We start from the raw sequence: 14,728 nt of genomic DNA, 5'->3' as shown, positions 1-14,728 counted from the left end.
TTGAAGCAATCTCCCCTTCGCAGTGCACAATAACTCATTGCGCCGCAAAAAAGCAAGCCCAAACGCAAATCCGGCCATGCAAAATTTGCATGGCATGAACAATTTTTGTCGCCTGTCGCCCAGTATCGCAGAACTGAATGGAGCTGAACTGTCCTGACCTGACCAGTCCCGCCTTGCAACGCTTGTCATCCCGCCCGCCGCACAGCATGAAGGCGGCAACTGGACGAGAGCCGAGGGAAGCCTGGATGAGCGCGGTCGATTTCACGGAGTTCGTCTCCAAGCTGGCTACCCTCTCGGGCCAGGCGATCCTGCCCTTCTTCCGTGCCCGGCATACCGCCGAGGACAAGTCCGGCGGCGGCGTCTTCGACCCGGTCACCGAAGGTGATCGCGCCGGCGAGGACGTGATGCGCAACCTGATCAGGCGCACCTTTCCGGCCCATGGCATCCTCGGCGAGGAGTTCGGCTCTGAGAATGCCGACGCCGATTATGTCTGGGTGCTCGATCCGATCGACGGCACCCGCGCCTTCATCTCCGGCATCCCCGTCTGGGGCACGCTGATCGGGCTGACCCGCAACGGCGTGCCGGTCTACGGCATGATGAACCAGCCTTTCACCGGCGAGCGCTTCTCCGGCGACGGCCGCGTGGCGCGCTACGAGGGGCCGAACGGCCCGCGCACGCTGCATACGCGGCAGGTGACCGATCTCGCCGAGGCGACGCTGATGACGACGAGCCCGCATCTCTTCGCGGATGGGCAGAAGCTCGCCTATCAGCGCGTCGAGAGCGCCGTGCGCATGGCCCGCTATGGCTGTGACTGCTATGCCTATTGCATGCTCGCCGCCGGCCATGTCGATCTCGTCATCGAGAGCGGGCTGAAGGCCTATGACATCGTCGCGCTGATCCCGATCATCGAGGGCGCCGGCGGCATCGTCACCTCATGGGACGGCGGCAGCGCCGCCCAGGGCGGCACCATCCTCGCCGCCGGCAACAAGACCCTGCACCAGGCTGCGCTCGCTTTGCTCAACGGCTGAAGCCGGCGCCGCAGCCTGCTCAACCGGCAACTCCTCGCCGGGGACGAAGGCGTCGAAGGCGGCCCAAAACTGCGCCCGGATCGCATCGGTTTCCATCAGGATCTCGTGGCGCGCCGCCGGCAGCACCAGGGCCGAGCCGGTCTTGAGCCGCGCCGCGAAGCGCTCGATCGCCGGCGTCGACACGACGGGGTCCTGCCCCGCGGCGATGATCAATGTCGGCACGCGCACTTCGAGCGGCGCGCGCGGCTGCGCCAGCCGGTCCATCAGCTGGAAGGCGGCATGGACCCAGCCGACGCTGGGATCGCCGATCGCGAGCTCGCGCGCCGCGGCGGACAAGGCCGCGTTGCGGGCATAGCGGACGGGGTCGGAGCTCAGCCGGTTGCCCTCGAACGGCTTGGTGCCGATCGCGGTGTCGCCGCCGCCGGGCACGAAAGCCTTGCCGAAGCCGAGCCAGTACAGCACCCGCGCCAGCCAGCGCGCGCCGCGCGGATTCTCGATCATGCTGATGCCGAGCATCGGCGCGATCGCGACCAGCCGCTCCACCGGCAGCGCCGCGCGCCTGGCGGCGTCGAGGCAGAGCGCCGCACCCATCGAATGCGCCAGGGCGAAATAGGGCGGCGGAAAGCGCTCCTGCAACTGCGCCATGACCAGGGCCAGGTCGCGCTCGTAATGCACGAGACGGCCGACATGGCCCTTGCGCTGCCGGCCGGTGAAGCGCTGCGAGCCGCCCTGCCCGCGCCAGTCGAAGGTCAGGACATGAAAGCCGCGGCGGCGCAGCTCAGCGATCGTCTCGCTGTAGCGCTCGATGAACTCGGCGCGCCCCTGGGCGAGGAGGATCGTGCCATTCTCCCGCCGTACGCTCGGGCGCCAGCTCGCCATACGTAGCCGCGCGCCATCGCCGGTCTGAGCAGACCAGACCTTGCCGTGGCCGGGCACCGGATAGTCCGGCTGATGGAAGAACTCGGCCTGCGTCATCGGCGCTCCGGCTGACTCATCGCTCCGTTATGCCCGTCGGGCGCGGCTCTTGAAAAGCCGGAAATGCCACCCAGATCATTATTGCGCAGGCCGCCAAGCGGCTGTGCGAACCGAGACCTGGCCCGCGCTCATGACGAGGCGGGCTGACACGAATGTCGCTTCCCTTGGAGGACAATCATGCGTTCCTACGATCTTTCCCCGCTCTATCGCTCGACCGTCGGCTTCGACCGCCTGTTCTCGTTGCTCGACCAGGCCACCAGCGTCGACAACGCCCCGAGCTATCCGCCCTACAATATCGAGCGCACCGCCGAGAACGCCTATCGTATCTCGATCGCGGTCGCCGGTTTCGGTGAATCCGACCTCTCGATCGAGAGCAAGGAGAACGCGCTGACCGTCCGCGGCGAGAAGAAAGCCGCCGATGACGCCGACAAGCGCGAGGTCCTACACCAGGGCATCGCCGCCCGCGCCTTCGAGCGCCGCTTCCAGCTCGCCGACTACGTCCAGGTCACCGGCGCCAGCCTCGAGCACGGTTTGCTCCACATCGATCTCGTCCGCGAGATCCCCGAGGCCAAGAAGCCCCGGCTGATCCCGATCGGCGCGCAGGGCGCCAAGGTGATCGAAGCCCGTAAGGCCGCGTAACTCTCGCCTGAACGGCAACATCGCCAGCCTGAAACATGAGAGCCTTCCCGGGAAACCGGGAAGGCTCCTTTCATGCGTGGTTGCGCGAGCTCAGTTCGGCGGGTTGACCGGCGCGATCGGAGTTTCCGGCTTTGGCTGCGCCGTCTTCATCTCCTCGATCTGAACCGGCGGCAGGGTCGTGTCCGGCGTCGGAATGCCGCTCGGATGCGCCCTTGCCAGCGGTGGCGGACGATCGGGCTCGTCCGCTCCGCGGACATCCTGCGGATTGACCAGCTTCGGCTTGCCGATGTCCTTCGGCGCGACGGCCGGCACCGCAGTCGGCTTCGCCGGAGCAGCATCGGGCTTCGGGGCTGCCGGTGACGGTGGCGCAACTGTCGCCGGCGCGCTCGCCTCGGCCGGCGGCTGCGCCGGCTTCAGCGCGGCCGGACGCTCCGGCGGACGCGGCGTCAGCTTTTTCGGCGCGGGGCGCTCCTCCTCGCGCGGGTCGAGCCTGACGGTTCGCGGCGGCGGCTGCAGCACGATCCGGTCGATCAGCTCGCCGTTGAAGCGGTCTATGACCAGCCGCACCCGCGATCCGTTCGCCGCCAGGCCATCGACGACGATGGCCGAGCGGGTGCGCACCGTGCGCTGCACCTCGCGCAGGCCGAATTCCTGCAAGGCGATCCGTTCTACCGCACGCGGCGGGATCGGCGCAGGCCGGGCAGGCACGTATTCGTAGCGACGGCCATAGCCGTAGCCGTCATCATAATCGTAGCCATAGCCGTAACGGGCATAGCCACCGCCATAATCATCGAGCTGCGCCAGGGCCGGGCCGCTCGCGCCGGCCATGACGGCCAGGACGGTGAGACCGGCCAGCCGGCGCCGGAACGGGCGCGGCACGACGGGCGAAACGAAGACTGCCATGGTCTGTCCTCTGTCAGACGAAATTCGCAGCCTTCAGTTCTCGGTAAGGATTGCGGCGCGCTTGCGGCGTGATTCCGCTGCGAAACAGGCGTTCTTCGACGTTCAGGCGCCGGCCAGCGCAGCCGCGAGCCGGTCGACCTCTTCTGCTTGCGTCGCGAAGGAGCAGACGAAGCGGCCGACCACCTCGCCGGGCTGCAGGCGCTCCCGGTCCGGCAAGGCTTCGCCCGACCAGACGATGTACTGCACGCCATGCGCCGCCAGTGCCGCTTGCGCCTGCGGCGGCAGTACCAGGAAGACCTCGTTCGCCTCGCAGGCCCAGGCCAAACGGAGCCTGCCTGCTGCTTCGACAGCAGCAGCGAGACGCGCGGCCATCGCATTGGCGTGGCGGGCGAGGTCGAGCCAGTGGCCGCCGGCCAGCACCCCCTCGAACTGTGCCCCGATCAGCCGACCCTTGGACAAAGTGTGCCCGGCCCGCTTGCGCCGCCAGGGCATCTCACCCGCATCGGCCGGATCGAAGACGATCACCGCTTCCGCGGCGAAGGCACCGTTTTTGGTGCCGCCGAAGGACAGCACGTCGACGCCCGCTCTCCAGGTGATCTCGGCGGGCGCGCAACCGAGCGCCGCGACCGCATTGGCGAAGCGGGCGCCATCCATGTGCAGCTTCAGCCCGCGCGACGCGATCGCCTGCTTCAGCGCCGCGATCTCGTCCGGCCGGTAGACCAGCCCGCACTCGGTTGCCTGCGTGATCGACAGCATCTGCGGCTGCACCTGATGTGTGGCGCCCGCCCGCATGCGTGCGAGCTGTTCAGTGACGACCTCCGGAGCAAGCTTGCAGCCATCTCCGGACAGGCCGACGATCTTGGCCCCACCGGTGAAGAATTCCGGCGCGCCGCATTCATCGGCCGCGATATGCGCCTCGTGATGGCAGAGCACCGCCCCCCAGGGCTGGACCAGGCTCGCCAGCGCCAGTGAATTCGCCGCCGTGCCGGTGGTGACGAGAAAGACCGCGACCTCGCGCTCGAACAACTCGGCAAACAGGGCCTCGACCCGCTTCGTCCAGGCGTCGTTGCCATAGGCTGCAGCGAATCCGTCATTGGCCGCCGCCATCGCCTGCATCACCGGCGCGCTCGCCCCGGCCAGATTGTCGCTGACGAAATTCATGGCAGGCTCGTATCCGGCGGGCTGCTGCGGGGAGTGCGACGGATAAGCAGCCTCCTGCCGCGGCGCAATCGGTCGCGACGCAGAGCAGCCCTGATTCCCGCGATCGACAACTTCCGGCTTGGCTCGCGGGCCCGCGCGATGCGAAAATGTCGAGACACCTATGCAGATAGCAATAAAATGTCGCCGCAGTGCAAAATCGCCGCTTGTGCCCAGATTGGAATTCTGGCAAGGTCAAGGCAATAGGACAGCTATGCTGTCCCATTTTCAGAGTGGGCCTCGCCGAGGCCCCGGCGCTGGCGGATGGAGCGGACCATGACGGGAGGTACGGCGAATAAAGCCAAAGCCAACCGTACGACGCGCGCCGCCGGCAAAACGGCGGCGTGACCAGGCGCGGCAGGGCTTAACGCCCGAGGCGCCTGCGGAGGACGCGGGCGCAAGACCAGACCGGCGCAAGCAACCTTCGCAAACCGAGAATAAAGCCGGACCGGCCCGATCCTTGCTCGCCAAGGTGGAAGCCGGAGCGGCGGTGGACTTTGGCTGGTTCTCGCGCCGATGCTGCGGGACCGATGCGGGCGGAGGCGACGATGAGCGAAGGCAGGAAGGCGAGCGCGATGGCCAACACCACTGCTAAAGCCGCCACCACGACGACGGCCGCTTTCGAGCGTTTCCCCGCAGTGCGCGACCCCGCCATGCCGGAGCGCCAGGGTCTCTACGATCCGTCCTATGAGAAGGATTCCTGCGGCGTCGGTTTCATCGCCGACATGAAGAACCGCAAGAGCCACGCGATCGTCGCGCAGGGCCTGCAGATCCTGCACAATATCGACCATCGCGGCGCCGTCGGCGCCGATCCCAAGCTCGGCGATGGCTGCGGCATCCTCACCCAGATCCCGCATCGCTTCTTCAAGGAAGAATGCGCAGGGATCGGCATCGACCTGCCCGAGCCCGGCCACTACGCCATCGGTCAGTTCTTCATGCCGCAGGAGGCCGAGAACCGCGCCGTCTGCGAGGAGATCGTCGCCCAGACGGTCGAGGAGGAAGGTCTGATCTTCCTCGGCTGGCGCGACGTGCCGGTCGACAACAGCGATCTCGGCGAGGCCGTCAAGGAGACCGAGCCCTGCCATCGCCAGATCTTCGTCGGCCGTCCGGCCGGGCTCGTCAGCGAGGATGAGTTCGAGCGCCGGGTCTATGTCCTCAGAAAGTCGGTCTCGAACAAGGTCTACAAGCGCCATGACCGGGCGACCGCGACCTATTATCCGGTCTCGTTCTCCTGCCGCACCATCGTCTACAAGGGCATGGTGCTGGTTACCCAGCTCGGCGCCTATTTCAAGGACCTTACCGACGAGCGCTTCGAGAGCGCGCTTGCCCTCGTCCACCAGCGCTTCGCCACCAACACCTTCCCGTCCTGGCGCCTCGCCCACCCCTACCGGATGGTTGCCCATAACGGCGAGATCAACACGCTGCGCGGCAACGTCAACTGGATGGCCGCCCGCCAGGCCTCGGTCGATTCCGAGCTCTTCGGCGCCGATATCTCCAAGCTCTGGCCGATCTCCTATGAGGGCCAGTCCGACACCGCCTGTTTCGACAACGCCCTCGAATTCCTGGTCCAGGGCGGCTATTCGCTCGCCCACGCCATGATGATGCTGGTGCCGGAGGCCTGGGCCGGCAACCCGCTGATGGATGAGAGCCGGCGCGCCTTCTACGAATACCACGCCGCGCTGATGGAGCCGTGGGACGGCCCCGCTGCGATCGCCTTCACCGATGGCCGCCAGATCGGCGCGACGCTCGACCGCAACGGCCTGCGCCCCGCGCGCTATCTCGTCACCGACGACGGTCTCGTCGTGCTCGCCTCGGAGTTCGGCGTGCTGCCGATCCCGGAAGAGAAGATCGTCCAGAAGTGGCGGCTCCAGCCCGGCAAGATGCTGCTGATCGACCTCGAAGAGGGCCGCATCATCGGCGATGACGAGATCAAGAGCACGCTCTGCCTCGCCAATCCCTACAAGGACTGGCTGAAGCGCACCCAGATCGTGCTGGAAGACCTGCCGCCGGTCGAGGCACGCGCCTCGCGCACCGACGTCGCCTTGCTCGATCGCCAGCAATCCTTCGGCTACAGCCAGGAAGACACCAAGATCCTGATGGCGCCGATGGCGGTGACCGGCCAGGAAGCCGTCGGCTCGATGGGCACGGATACGCCGATCTCGGCACTCTCCTCGAAGTCGAAGCTGCTCTACACCTATTTCAAGCAGAACTTCGCCCAGGTCACCAACCCGGCGATCGACCCGATCCGCGAGGAGCTCGTGATGAGCCTCCTCTCCTTCATCGGGCCGCGGCCGAACATCCTCGACCTCGAAGGCACCTCGCGCCGCAAGCGCCTGGAAGTGCGTCAGCCGATCCTGACCAATGACGATCTCGAGAAGATCCGCTGCATCGGCCACTACGAGGATCGCTTCGACACCAAGACGCTCGACATCACCTACCCGACGCGCGAGGGCGCGGCCGGCATGGAAGGCGCGATCGAGCGCCTGTGCGAGCGCGCCGAGGCGGCCGTCCATGGCGGCTACAACATCATCATCCTCTCCGACCGGCAGGTCGGGCCGGACCGCATCCCGATCCCGGCGCTGCTGGCGACGGCGGCGGTCCATCATCACCTGATCCGCAAGGGCCTGCGCACCTCGGTCGGCCTCGTCGTCGAGTCCGGCGAGCCACGCGAGATCCATCATTTTGCCTTGCTCGCCGGCTTCGGCGCCGAGGCGATCAACCCCTATCTCGCTTTCGAGACTCTGGAAGCGCTGTACGAGGCCGGCGAATTCCCGCCGGAAGTCGACCGCTACGAGGTGGTCAAGCGCTTCATCAAGTCGGTCGGCAAGGGCCTGCTCAAGGTCATGTCCAAGATGGGCATCTCGACCTACCAGTCCTATTGCGGGGCCCAGATCTTCGACGCGGTCGGCCTGCGCACCGAGTTCATCGACAAGTACTTCACCGGCACGATCTCCTCGATCGAGGGCGTCGGTCTCGCCGAGATCGCCGAGGAGAGCGTGCGCCGCCATCGCGACGCCTTCGGCGGCTCGCCGATCTATCGCGATGCGCTCGACATCGGCGGCGAATACGCCTTCCGCCTGCGCGGCGAGGCGCATGCCTGGACGCCGGAGAACATCGCGCTGCTCCAGCACGCCGTGCGTGGCAATGCCCGCGACAAGTTCAAGGCCTATTCCGAGCTGGTCAACGACCAGAGCGAGAAGCTCTCGACCATTCGCGGCCTGTTCCACGTCAAGATGGCCGACGAGCTCGGCCGCCAGCCGATCCCGCTCGACGAGGTCGAGAGCGCGACCTCGATCGTCAAGCGCTTCTCCACGGGTGCCATGTCCTTCGGCTCGATCAGCCATGAGGCGCATTCGACGCTGGCCCTCGCCATGAACGCGATCGGCGGCAAGTCGAACACCGGCGAGGGCGGCGAGGAGCCGGAGCGCTTCAAGCCGCTGCCGGATGGCCGCTCGATGCGCTCGGCGATCAAGCAGGTCGCCTCGGGCCGCTTCGGCGTCACCACCGAATACCTCGTCAACTCGCAGATGATGCAGATCAAGGTCTCGCAGGGTGCCAAGCCCGGCGAGGGTGGCCAGCTGCCCGGCCACAAGGTCGATGCCCGCATCGCCAAGGTCCGGCACTCGACCCCGGGCGTCGGCCTGATCTCGCCGCCGCCGCATCACGACATCTATTCGATCGAGGATCTCGCCCAGTTGATCTTCGACCTGAAGAACGTCAACCCGGCCGCGGACGTGTCGGTCAAGCTCGTCTCCGAGCTCGGCGTCGGCACGGTCGCCGCCGGCGTCGCCAAGGCGCGCGCCGACCACATCACCATCGCCGGCTATGAGGGCGGCACCGGCGCTTCGCCGCTGACCTCGATCAAGCATGCGGGATCGCCCTGGGAGATTGGCCTCGCCGAGACCCACCAGATCCTGGTGATGAACAAGCTGCGCGGCCGCATCGCGCTGCAGGTCGACGGCGGCCTGCGCACCGGCCGCGACATCGTCGTCGGCGCGCTGCTCGGCGCCGACGAGTTCGGCTTCGCTACGGCGCCGCTGATCGCCGCCGGCTGCATCATGATGCGCAAGTGCCATCTCAACACCTGCCCGGTCGGCGTCGCCACCCAGGACCCGGTGCTGCGCAAGCGCTTCAAGGGCCAGCCCGAGCACGTCATCAACTTCTTCTTCTTCCTCGCCGAGGACGTGCGCGAGATCATGGCGCAGATGGGCGTGAAGAGCTTCGACGAGCTCGTCGGCCGCTCCGACTGGCTCGACAAGAAGGAAGCCATCGACCACTGGAAGGCCAAGGGGCTCGATTTCGCCCGCATCTTCCATAAGCCGGAGCCGGGCAAGGGCGTCGCCATCCGCAATGTCGAGCGCCAGGTCCACCCGATCGAGTCGGTGCTCGACCGCACCCTGATCGCCAAGGCCGGCGCCTCGCTCGACACTGGCGCCCCGGTGGTGATCGAGAGCACGATCCGCAATGTCGACCGCTCGACCGGGGCGATGCTCTCGGGCGAGATCGCCAAGCGCCACGGTTCGATCGGCCTGCCCGAGGACACGATCACGGTGAAGCTCACCGGCACCGCCGGCCAGAGCTTCGGCGCCTGGGTCGCCGGCGGCCTGACGCTCGACCTCACCGGCCAGGCCAACGACTATGTCGGCAAGGGCCTGTCGGGCGGCAAGCTGATCATCCGTCCTGATCCGAAGTCACGCGCGCTTGCCGAAGAGGCGATCATCGTCGGCAACACCGTGCTCTACGGCGCGATCTCCGGCGAATGCTACTTCCGCGGTGTCGCCGGCGAGCGCTTCGCCGTGCGCAACTCCGGTGCGATCGCGGTGGTCGAGGGCACCGGCGACCATGGCTGCGAATACATGACCGGCGGCGTCGTCGTCGTGCTCGGCCAGACCGGGCGCAACTTCGCGGCCGGCATGTCGGGCGGCATCGCCTATGTGCTCGACGAGGACAAGAGCTTCGCCAAGCGCTGCAACCTCTCAATGGTCGATCTCGAGCCGGTGCCGGAGGAGGAGGAGCTGACCCAGCGCCTCTACCACCATGGCGGCGACCTCGAGTTCAAGGGCCGCATCGACGTCATGGCCAACATGTCCGGCTACGACGCCGAGCGCCTGCACCAGCTCATCGCCAACCACCTGAAATACACCGGGTCGGCGCGGGCGCAGGCGATCCTGGAGAACTGGGCGGAGTACCTGCCCAAATTCGTCAAGGTCATGCCGGTCGAGTACCGGCGGGCCCTCATGGAAATCGAGCGGGCCCAGGCCGGCGTCTCGGTCGCGGCCGAGTAATCGAACAGGCGGATGAGACGATGGGCAAGGTAACCGGTTTTCTCGAGATCGACCGCCGCGACCGGAAGTATCTTCCGGCCTCGGACCGGATCAGGAACTACAAGGAATTCGTGATCCCGCTCGGCCGGGAGGCGACCCGTGACCAGGCGGCGCGCTGCATGAACTGCGGCATCCCGTATTGTCACAATGGCTGCCCGGTCAACAACCAGATCCCGGACTGGAACGACCTCGTCTACAATGACAAGTGGCAGGAGGCGCTGACCAACCTCCACTCGACCAACAACTTCCCGGAGTTCACCGGCCGCGTCTGCCCCGCCCCGTGCGAGGCGTCGTGCACGCTGAATCTCGAGGACACCCCGGTCACGATCAAGTCGATCGAATGCGCGATCGTCGACAAGGGCTGGCAGGAAGGCTGGATCAAGCCCGAGCCGTCCGAGGTCAAGACAGGCAGGAAGATCGCCATCATCGGCTCGGGCCCGGCCGGCCTCGCCGCTGCCCAGCAGCTCGCGCGCGTCGGCCACGAGGTCCATGTCTATGAGCGCCAGGGCCGCGCCGGCGGCCTGCTGCGCTACGGCATCCCCGACTTCAAGATGGAGAAGTCGCATGTCGACCGGCGCGTCGCCCAGATGGAGGCCGAAGGCGTCGTCTTCCATTACGGCGTCAATGTCGGCATCGACGTCGACCCGCAGGAGCTGCTGTCGCAATACGACGCGGTCGGCCTGACCGGCGGCGCCGAGAAGCCGCGCGACCTGCCGATCGAGGGCCGCGACCTCGACGGCGTCCAGTTCGCCATGGACTTCCTGCCGCAGCAGAACCGCCGCAATGGCGGCGAACCGGACACGACCGGCAATGCCCGGCCGATCCTCGCCGGCGGCAAGCATGTCGTCGTCATCGGCGGCGGCGACACCGGCTCCGACTGCATCGGCACCTCCGTCCGCCAGGGCGCGCTCTCAGTCACCCAGCTCGAGATCATGCCGCAGCCGCCGGAGAAGGAGAACAAGCAGCTGACCTGGCCGAACTGGCCGCTGAAGCTGCGGACATCCTCCAGCCATGAGGAAGGCGCCGAGCGCGACTTCGCCGTCGGCACGGTCAAGTTCACCGGCGAGAACGGCAAGGTGAAGACGCTGCACTGCGCCAAGGTCGACGCCAGCTTCAAGCCGATCGAGGGCAGCGAGTTCCAGCTCAAGGCCGATCTCGTCCTGCTCGCCATGGGCTTCGTCTCGCCGGTGCATGACGGGCTTCTCGCCAAGCTCGGCGTCAAGCTCGACGGCCGCGGCAATGTCGAGGCCAACATGCTGGCCTACAAGACCTCGGTCGAGAAGGTCTTCGCTGCCGGCGACATGCGCCGCGGCCAGTCGCTGGTGGTCTGGGCGATCCGCGAGGGCCGCCAGATGGCCCATGCGATCGACAAGCACCTGATGGGCGAGACCATCCTGCCGCGCTGAGCGGCGGGCCAATGCGCGTCATGCTCGGGCTTGCCCCGAGCATCTCTGGCCGGAAGAGCCTCCGGTCTGCGCCTTCTCGTCATGAGATTCTCGGGTCTGCGCTTCGCTCCGCCCGAGAATGACGGCCTTTCCTAGGCGCCGAGCAAATCCACCAGCGGCGGGATCAGCGGTTCGTCGGCAGGCGGCATGGCGAGATCGCGCAATCTGCCGGGACGCACCCATTTCAGCGCCTGCCCTTCGCGTGACATCACCGTCCCCTCCCAGCGCCGGCAGATATAGAGCGGCATCAGGAGGTGGAAGTCGGGATAGGCGTAGCTGGCGAAGGTCAGCGGCGCGAGGCAGGCCTCCTTCACCTCGATGCCGAGCTCCTCGGAAAGCTCGCGGATCAGCGCCGGCTCCGGCCGCTCGCCGGCCTCCAGCTTGCCGCCGGGAAACTCCCAGAGGCCCGCGAGCGACTTGCCTTCGGGACGTTGGGTGACGAGCACGCGATTGTCGGAATCGATCAGCGCGCAGGCGACGACGAGCAGCAGTTTCACGAAAGGCTAATGTCCCGAGAGGATGACCTCGACCGGCTCGGTTTCCTTGCCGGTCAGCGTAACCTCGTCATAGACCGTGCCGCCCTCGCGGAAAACCTGGTCTTCCTCGCCCCAGATCACCTGGGTCGAGACGAAATAGGTGCCGGGCGCGACCTTGTCGAAGCTGAACTGCCCGCGCGCCGTCGTCTTGGTGGTGCGGGTCAACTCGGCATAGCGCGGATCGACCTGCTCGTTCGGATAGCGCCAGTGCGGCAGGAACTTGGCCCTACCGAAGACGCTCGTGAAACGCTCGCGGGCATAGGCGGTCGCCGGGATCAGCCTGACGACCTCGCCTGCGGCATTGACCACCTGCCCCTTTGAGCGCGTCCGGAAGGCATGGCCGACGATGACCCCGGTTCCGGCTTTGCGGATGAAGGCCGCCTCCTCCGCCGAGAAGGATGACGTCGTCACCGGTCCCTGCACACAGGCACCCAGCAGGGCCGCGAGGCCCAGCACGCATGCGATTCTTGTCATCTGGCTCGTCCCCCCGCAGGCGCCGTCGAGACCAGGAAGACGCCTGCGAGGATGATGCAACCACCGATGATTTGCCGCAACTCCAGCGTTTCGCCGAGCACGAGCACACCCATGACGGCAGCGACCGCCGGCACGAGATAACCGGTCATCGCCGCACGCGTCGGCCCGGCGGCGCGGATCAATCGCATGAAGAAGGTCACTGGCAGCGCCGTCGCGAACACGCCGAGCGCCAGCACGGCCTGCCAATGCGGCGCCAGCGCCGCGAGCGCCGCCCCGCCTGCGAAGATCAGCGTCAGCAGCAGCGCGCTGGAGCCGGAGACCATCTGCTGGCCGAGCGCGAGCCGGATCGGATCGCCGGCCTTTTGCGGCACCACGCGCGTGTAGAGATTGGCGCAGGCATAGGACAGCATCGCGCCGACCATGGCGAAGACGCTGAGCGCCGAGCCGCCGCCCTCGACCAGGCGCGGCCCGATCAGGATGGCGACCCCGGCCATGCCGACGAGGACGCCGGCGAGGCGACGCCGGGTCAGGCGCTCTTCGGCGAACAGGAGATGCGCGAACAGCGCCGTGACCAGCGGCCCGGCTGCCTGGATCATCGCTGCCGGCCCGCTGGCGAGCTGGATCAGCGCATAGGCGACGAGGACATTCGGCAACCAGCCATTGCAGGTGCCAAGCACGAGCCAGTGCCGGAACTCGTGGCGACGCGGCAGCGGGCTCTGGCCGCGCGCCGCAACGAAGAGCGCGAGCGTCGCCGCGCCAAGCAGGCCGCGCCCGGCCGCGATCGCCCAGGGCGTGACCTCGCCGGCCATCAGCTTGATGAACAGATAGCTGCTCCCCCAGAGGAAGGAGCAGGCGGCGAGGTTGCCGACGATGAACGCCTTGCTCGGGCCTACCGGGCCCGAAAGCTCAGGAGCGGTAGTCGCCGTTGATCTCGACATAGGCCTTGGTCAGGTCGCAGGTCCAGACGGTGGCCTTGCCGCGGCCGAGGCCGAGATCGGCGGTGACGACGATGTGCTCGCCCTTCATATAGTCGGAGACGGCCTGCTCGTCATAGGACGCGGCGCGCGCGCCGGCTTCCGCCACCTTGATCGCGCCGAAGGATATGTCGAGCCTGTCGCGATCGGCCGGCTCGCCGGCCTTGCCGACTGCCATGACGATGCGGCCCCAATTGGCATCCTCACCGGCGACCGCAGTCTTGACCAGCGGCGAATTGGCGATCGAGAGCGCGACCTTCTTGGCCGAGCGCGCCGATTGCGCCCCGACGACACGGACTTCGACGAATTTGCGGGCGCCCTCGCCGTCCTTGCAGACCAGGTGCGAGAGCTCCAGCAGCAGCGCGTTCAGCGCCCGCTTGAAGCCGGAGAGGCGGGCATCGCCGGGGTCGGTGATCTCCGGCACGCCTCGGGCTTTCGCCTTGCCCGTCGAGAACAGCATCAGCGTGTCGGAGGTCGAGGTGTCGCTGTCGACCGTGATCGCGTTGAACGAGCCCTTCACGCCCTTCGACAGCAAGGCCTGCAGCACGGGCGCAGCAATCGGCGCATCGGTGAAGACGAAGGAGAGCATCGTCGCCATGTCGGGCGCGATCATGCCGGCGCCCTTGGCGATGCCGGCGATGACGACCTCATGCCCGTCGAGCTTGGCTTTGCGCGAGACCGCCTTCGGGAAGGTGTCTGTGGTCATGATCGCCTTGGCGGCATCCGACCAGGGGCCGTCGGCGGCGCGCTTCGCGCAATCGGCCAGCACGCCCTCGAACTTGGTAGCGTCGAGCGGCTCGCCGATCACGCCGGTCGAGGCGATGAAGATTTCCTCCGCCTTGCAGCCCGCGGCCTTGGCCGCGATCTTCGCGGTCAGCGCCACTGAATCACGGCCCTTCAGGCCGGTGAAGGCGTTGGCGTTGCCGGAATTGACGACGATGGCGCGCGCCTTTCCTTGCGCGAGATTCTCGCGGCACCAGTCGACCGGGGCCGACGGGCATTTCGAGCGGGTGAAGACGCCCGCGACCTGCGAGCCCTCGTCGAGCAGGACGAGCAGCACGTCGGTGCGGCCCTTATAGCGGATGCCGGCCTCGGCGGTCGCGAAGCGCACGCCCGGCACGGCCGGAACCTTGGGCTGGCGCTTCGGCGCGAGCGGAGAAACGGGAACATCCTTGCCGGCCATCATGCGCCTCCTCGTATCGTTGGCCCGATGTGCCGCAGCCGCGGGACGAA

Annotated in this window: 11 protein-coding genes; 4 read left to right on the top strand and 7 right to left on the bottom strand. The window is 67.2% G+C overall.

The genetic code is table 11. The features are described from left to right. The first annotated feature begins 245 nt into the window (after window positions 1-245). Complete coding sequence (gene hisN, locus BMZ69_RS14315; protein WP_092157633.1) at window positions 246-1,028, top strand: histidinol-phosphatase; 783 nt, start codon at window positions 246-248, stop codon at window positions 1,026-1,028. Here the strand turns inward: hisN and BMZ69_RS14310 are convergent. Beyond that, entirely contained in the window at window positions 933-2,003 is a 1,071-nt protein-coding gene (locus BMZ69_RS14310; protein ID WP_092157631.1) for an alpha/beta fold hydrolase, read from the bottom strand. The genes hisN and BMZ69_RS14310 overlap by 96 nt on opposite strands. Before the next feature lie 177 nt (window positions 2,004-2,180). Between BMZ69_RS14310 and BMZ69_RS14305 the strand changes: the two genes are divergently transcribed. Next, on the top strand, window positions 2,181-2,642 hold the full coding sequence (locus BMZ69_RS14305) for an Hsp20 family protein (protein WP_092157629.1): 462 nt from the start codon (window positions 2,181-2,183) through the stop codon (window positions 2,640-2,642). A 90-nt stretch (window positions 2,643-2,732) separates the two neighbouring features. Here BMZ69_RS14305 and BMZ69_RS14300 read toward each other — a convergent pair whose 3' ends face one another. Both BMZ69_RS14300 and BMZ69_RS14295 read right to left on the bottom strand, forming a co-directional pair. Further along, window positions 2,733-3,545 carry a hypothetical protein gene (locus BMZ69_RS14300; RefSeq protein WP_092157627.1) on the bottom strand — a complete coding sequence of 271 codons (813 nt, stop codon included), beginning with the start codon at window positions 3,543-3,545 and terminating at the stop codon, window positions 2,733-2,735. Between the two features lie 102 nt (window positions 3,546-3,647). Then, window positions 3,648-4,706, bottom strand: coding sequence for a threonine aldolase family protein (locus BMZ69_RS14295; RefSeq protein WP_092157625.1), 1,059 nt, complete (start codon window positions 4,704-4,706; stop codon window positions 3,648-3,650). A gap of 689 nt (window positions 4,707-5,395) precedes the next feature. Here BMZ69_RS14295 and gltB point away from each other — a divergent pair. Continuing rightward, window positions 5,396-10,027 (top strand): glutamate synthase large subunit, encoded by a 4,632-nt coding sequence (gene gltB / locus BMZ69_RS14290; RefSeq protein ID WP_244543378.1) that lies wholly within the window; start codon window positions 5,396-5,398, stop codon window positions 10,025-10,027. Between the two features lie 20 nt (window positions 10,028-10,047). Continuing rightward, on the top strand, window positions 10,048-11,472 hold the full coding sequence (locus tag BMZ69_RS14285) for a glutamate synthase subunit beta (protein WP_092157623.1): 1,425 nt from the start codon (window positions 10,048-10,050) through the stop codon (window positions 11,470-11,472). Window positions 11,473-11,603: 131 nt separating this feature from the next. Here BMZ69_RS14285 and mutT read toward each other — a convergent pair whose 3' ends face one another. From mutT to argJ, 4 genes are read right to left on the bottom strand one after another with little or no spacing between them, the layout of a single operon-like run. Beyond that, the gene (gene mutT / locus BMZ69_RS14280; RefSeq protein ID WP_092157621.1) at window positions 11,604-12,008 is read right to left on the bottom strand and encodes an 8-oxo-dGTP diphosphatase MutT; all 405 of its coding nucleotides are present in this window, start codon (window positions 12,006-12,008) and stop codon (window positions 11,604-11,606) included. 6 nt (window positions 12,009-12,014) lie between these two features. After that, the gene (locus BMZ69_RS14275; protein WP_139219054.1) at window positions 12,015-12,521 is read right to left on the bottom strand and encodes a carboxypeptidase regulatory-like domain-containing protein; all 507 of its coding nucleotides are present in this window, start codon (window positions 12,519-12,521) and stop codon (window positions 12,015-12,017) included. Beyond that, window positions 12,518-13,459 (bottom strand): DMT family transporter, encoded by a 942-nt coding sequence (locus BMZ69_RS14270; RefSeq protein WP_092157617.1) that lies wholly within the window; start codon window positions 13,457-13,459, stop codon window positions 12,518-12,520. The genes BMZ69_RS14275 and BMZ69_RS14270 overlap by 4 nt, the downstream gene beginning before the upstream one ends. After that, the gene (gene argJ, locus BMZ69_RS14265) at window positions 13,428-14,681 is read right to left on the bottom strand and encodes a bifunctional glutamate N-acetyltransferase/amino-acid acetyltransferase ArgJ (protein ID WP_092157615.1); all 1,254 of its coding nucleotides are present in this window, start codon (window positions 14,679-14,681) and stop codon (window positions 13,428-13,430) included. Before argJ ends, BMZ69_RS14270 begins: the two co-directional genes overlap by 32 nt. Window positions 14,682-14,728 lie beyond the last annotated feature (47 nt).

This window comes from Allobosea sp. CRIB-10, from assembly GCF_900112185.1.
Classification (GTDB): Bacteria; Pseudomonadota; Alphaproteobacteria; order Rhizobiales; family Beijerinckiaceae; genus Allobosea.
This window is presented reverse-complemented; position numbering and strand designations above follow the sequence as displayed.

Excerpts from the sequence above, each read along its gene's own strand:
- BMZ69_RS14270 (WP_092157617.1), bottom strand. The coding sequence starts at position 13,459 with ATGTCGAGATCAACGGCGACTACCGCTCCTGAGCTTTCGGGCCCGGTA.
- gltB (WP_244543378.1), top strand. The coding sequence starts at position 5,396 with ATGCCGGAGCGCCAGGGTCTCTACGATCCGTCCTATGAGAAGGATTCC.
- argJ (WP_092157615.1), bottom strand. The coding sequence starts at position 14,681 with ATGATGGCCGGCAAGGATGTTCCCGTTTCTCCGCTCGCGCCGAAGCGC.
- BMZ69_RS14285 (WP_092157623.1), top strand. The coding sequence starts at position 10,048 with ATGGGCAAGGTAACCGGTTTTCTCGAGATCGACCGCCGCGACCGGAAG.
- BMZ69_RS14275 (WP_139219054.1), bottom strand. The coding sequence starts at position 12,521 with ATGACAAGAATCGCATGCGTGCTGGGCCTCGCGGCCCTGCTGGGTGCC.
- hisN (WP_092157633.1), top strand. The coding sequence starts at position 246 with ATGAGCGCGGTCGATTTCACGGAGTTCGTCTCCAAGCTGGCTACCCTC.
- BMZ69_RS14305 (WP_092157629.1), top strand. The coding sequence starts at position 2,181 with ATGCGTTCCTACGATCTTTCCCCGCTCTATCGCTCGACCGTCGGCTTC.
- BMZ69_RS14295 (WP_092157625.1), bottom strand. The coding sequence starts at position 4,706 with ATGAATTTCGTCAGCGACAATCTGGCCGGGGCGAGCGCGCCGGTGATG.
- BMZ69_RS14300 (WP_092157627.1), bottom strand. The coding sequence starts at position 3,545 with ATGGCAGTCTTCGTTTCGCCCGTCGTGCCGCGCCCGTTCCGGCGCCGG.
- BMZ69_RS14310 (WP_092157631.1), bottom strand. The coding sequence starts at position 2,003 with ATGACGCAGGCCGAGTTCTTCCATCAGCCGGACTATCCGGTGCCCGGC.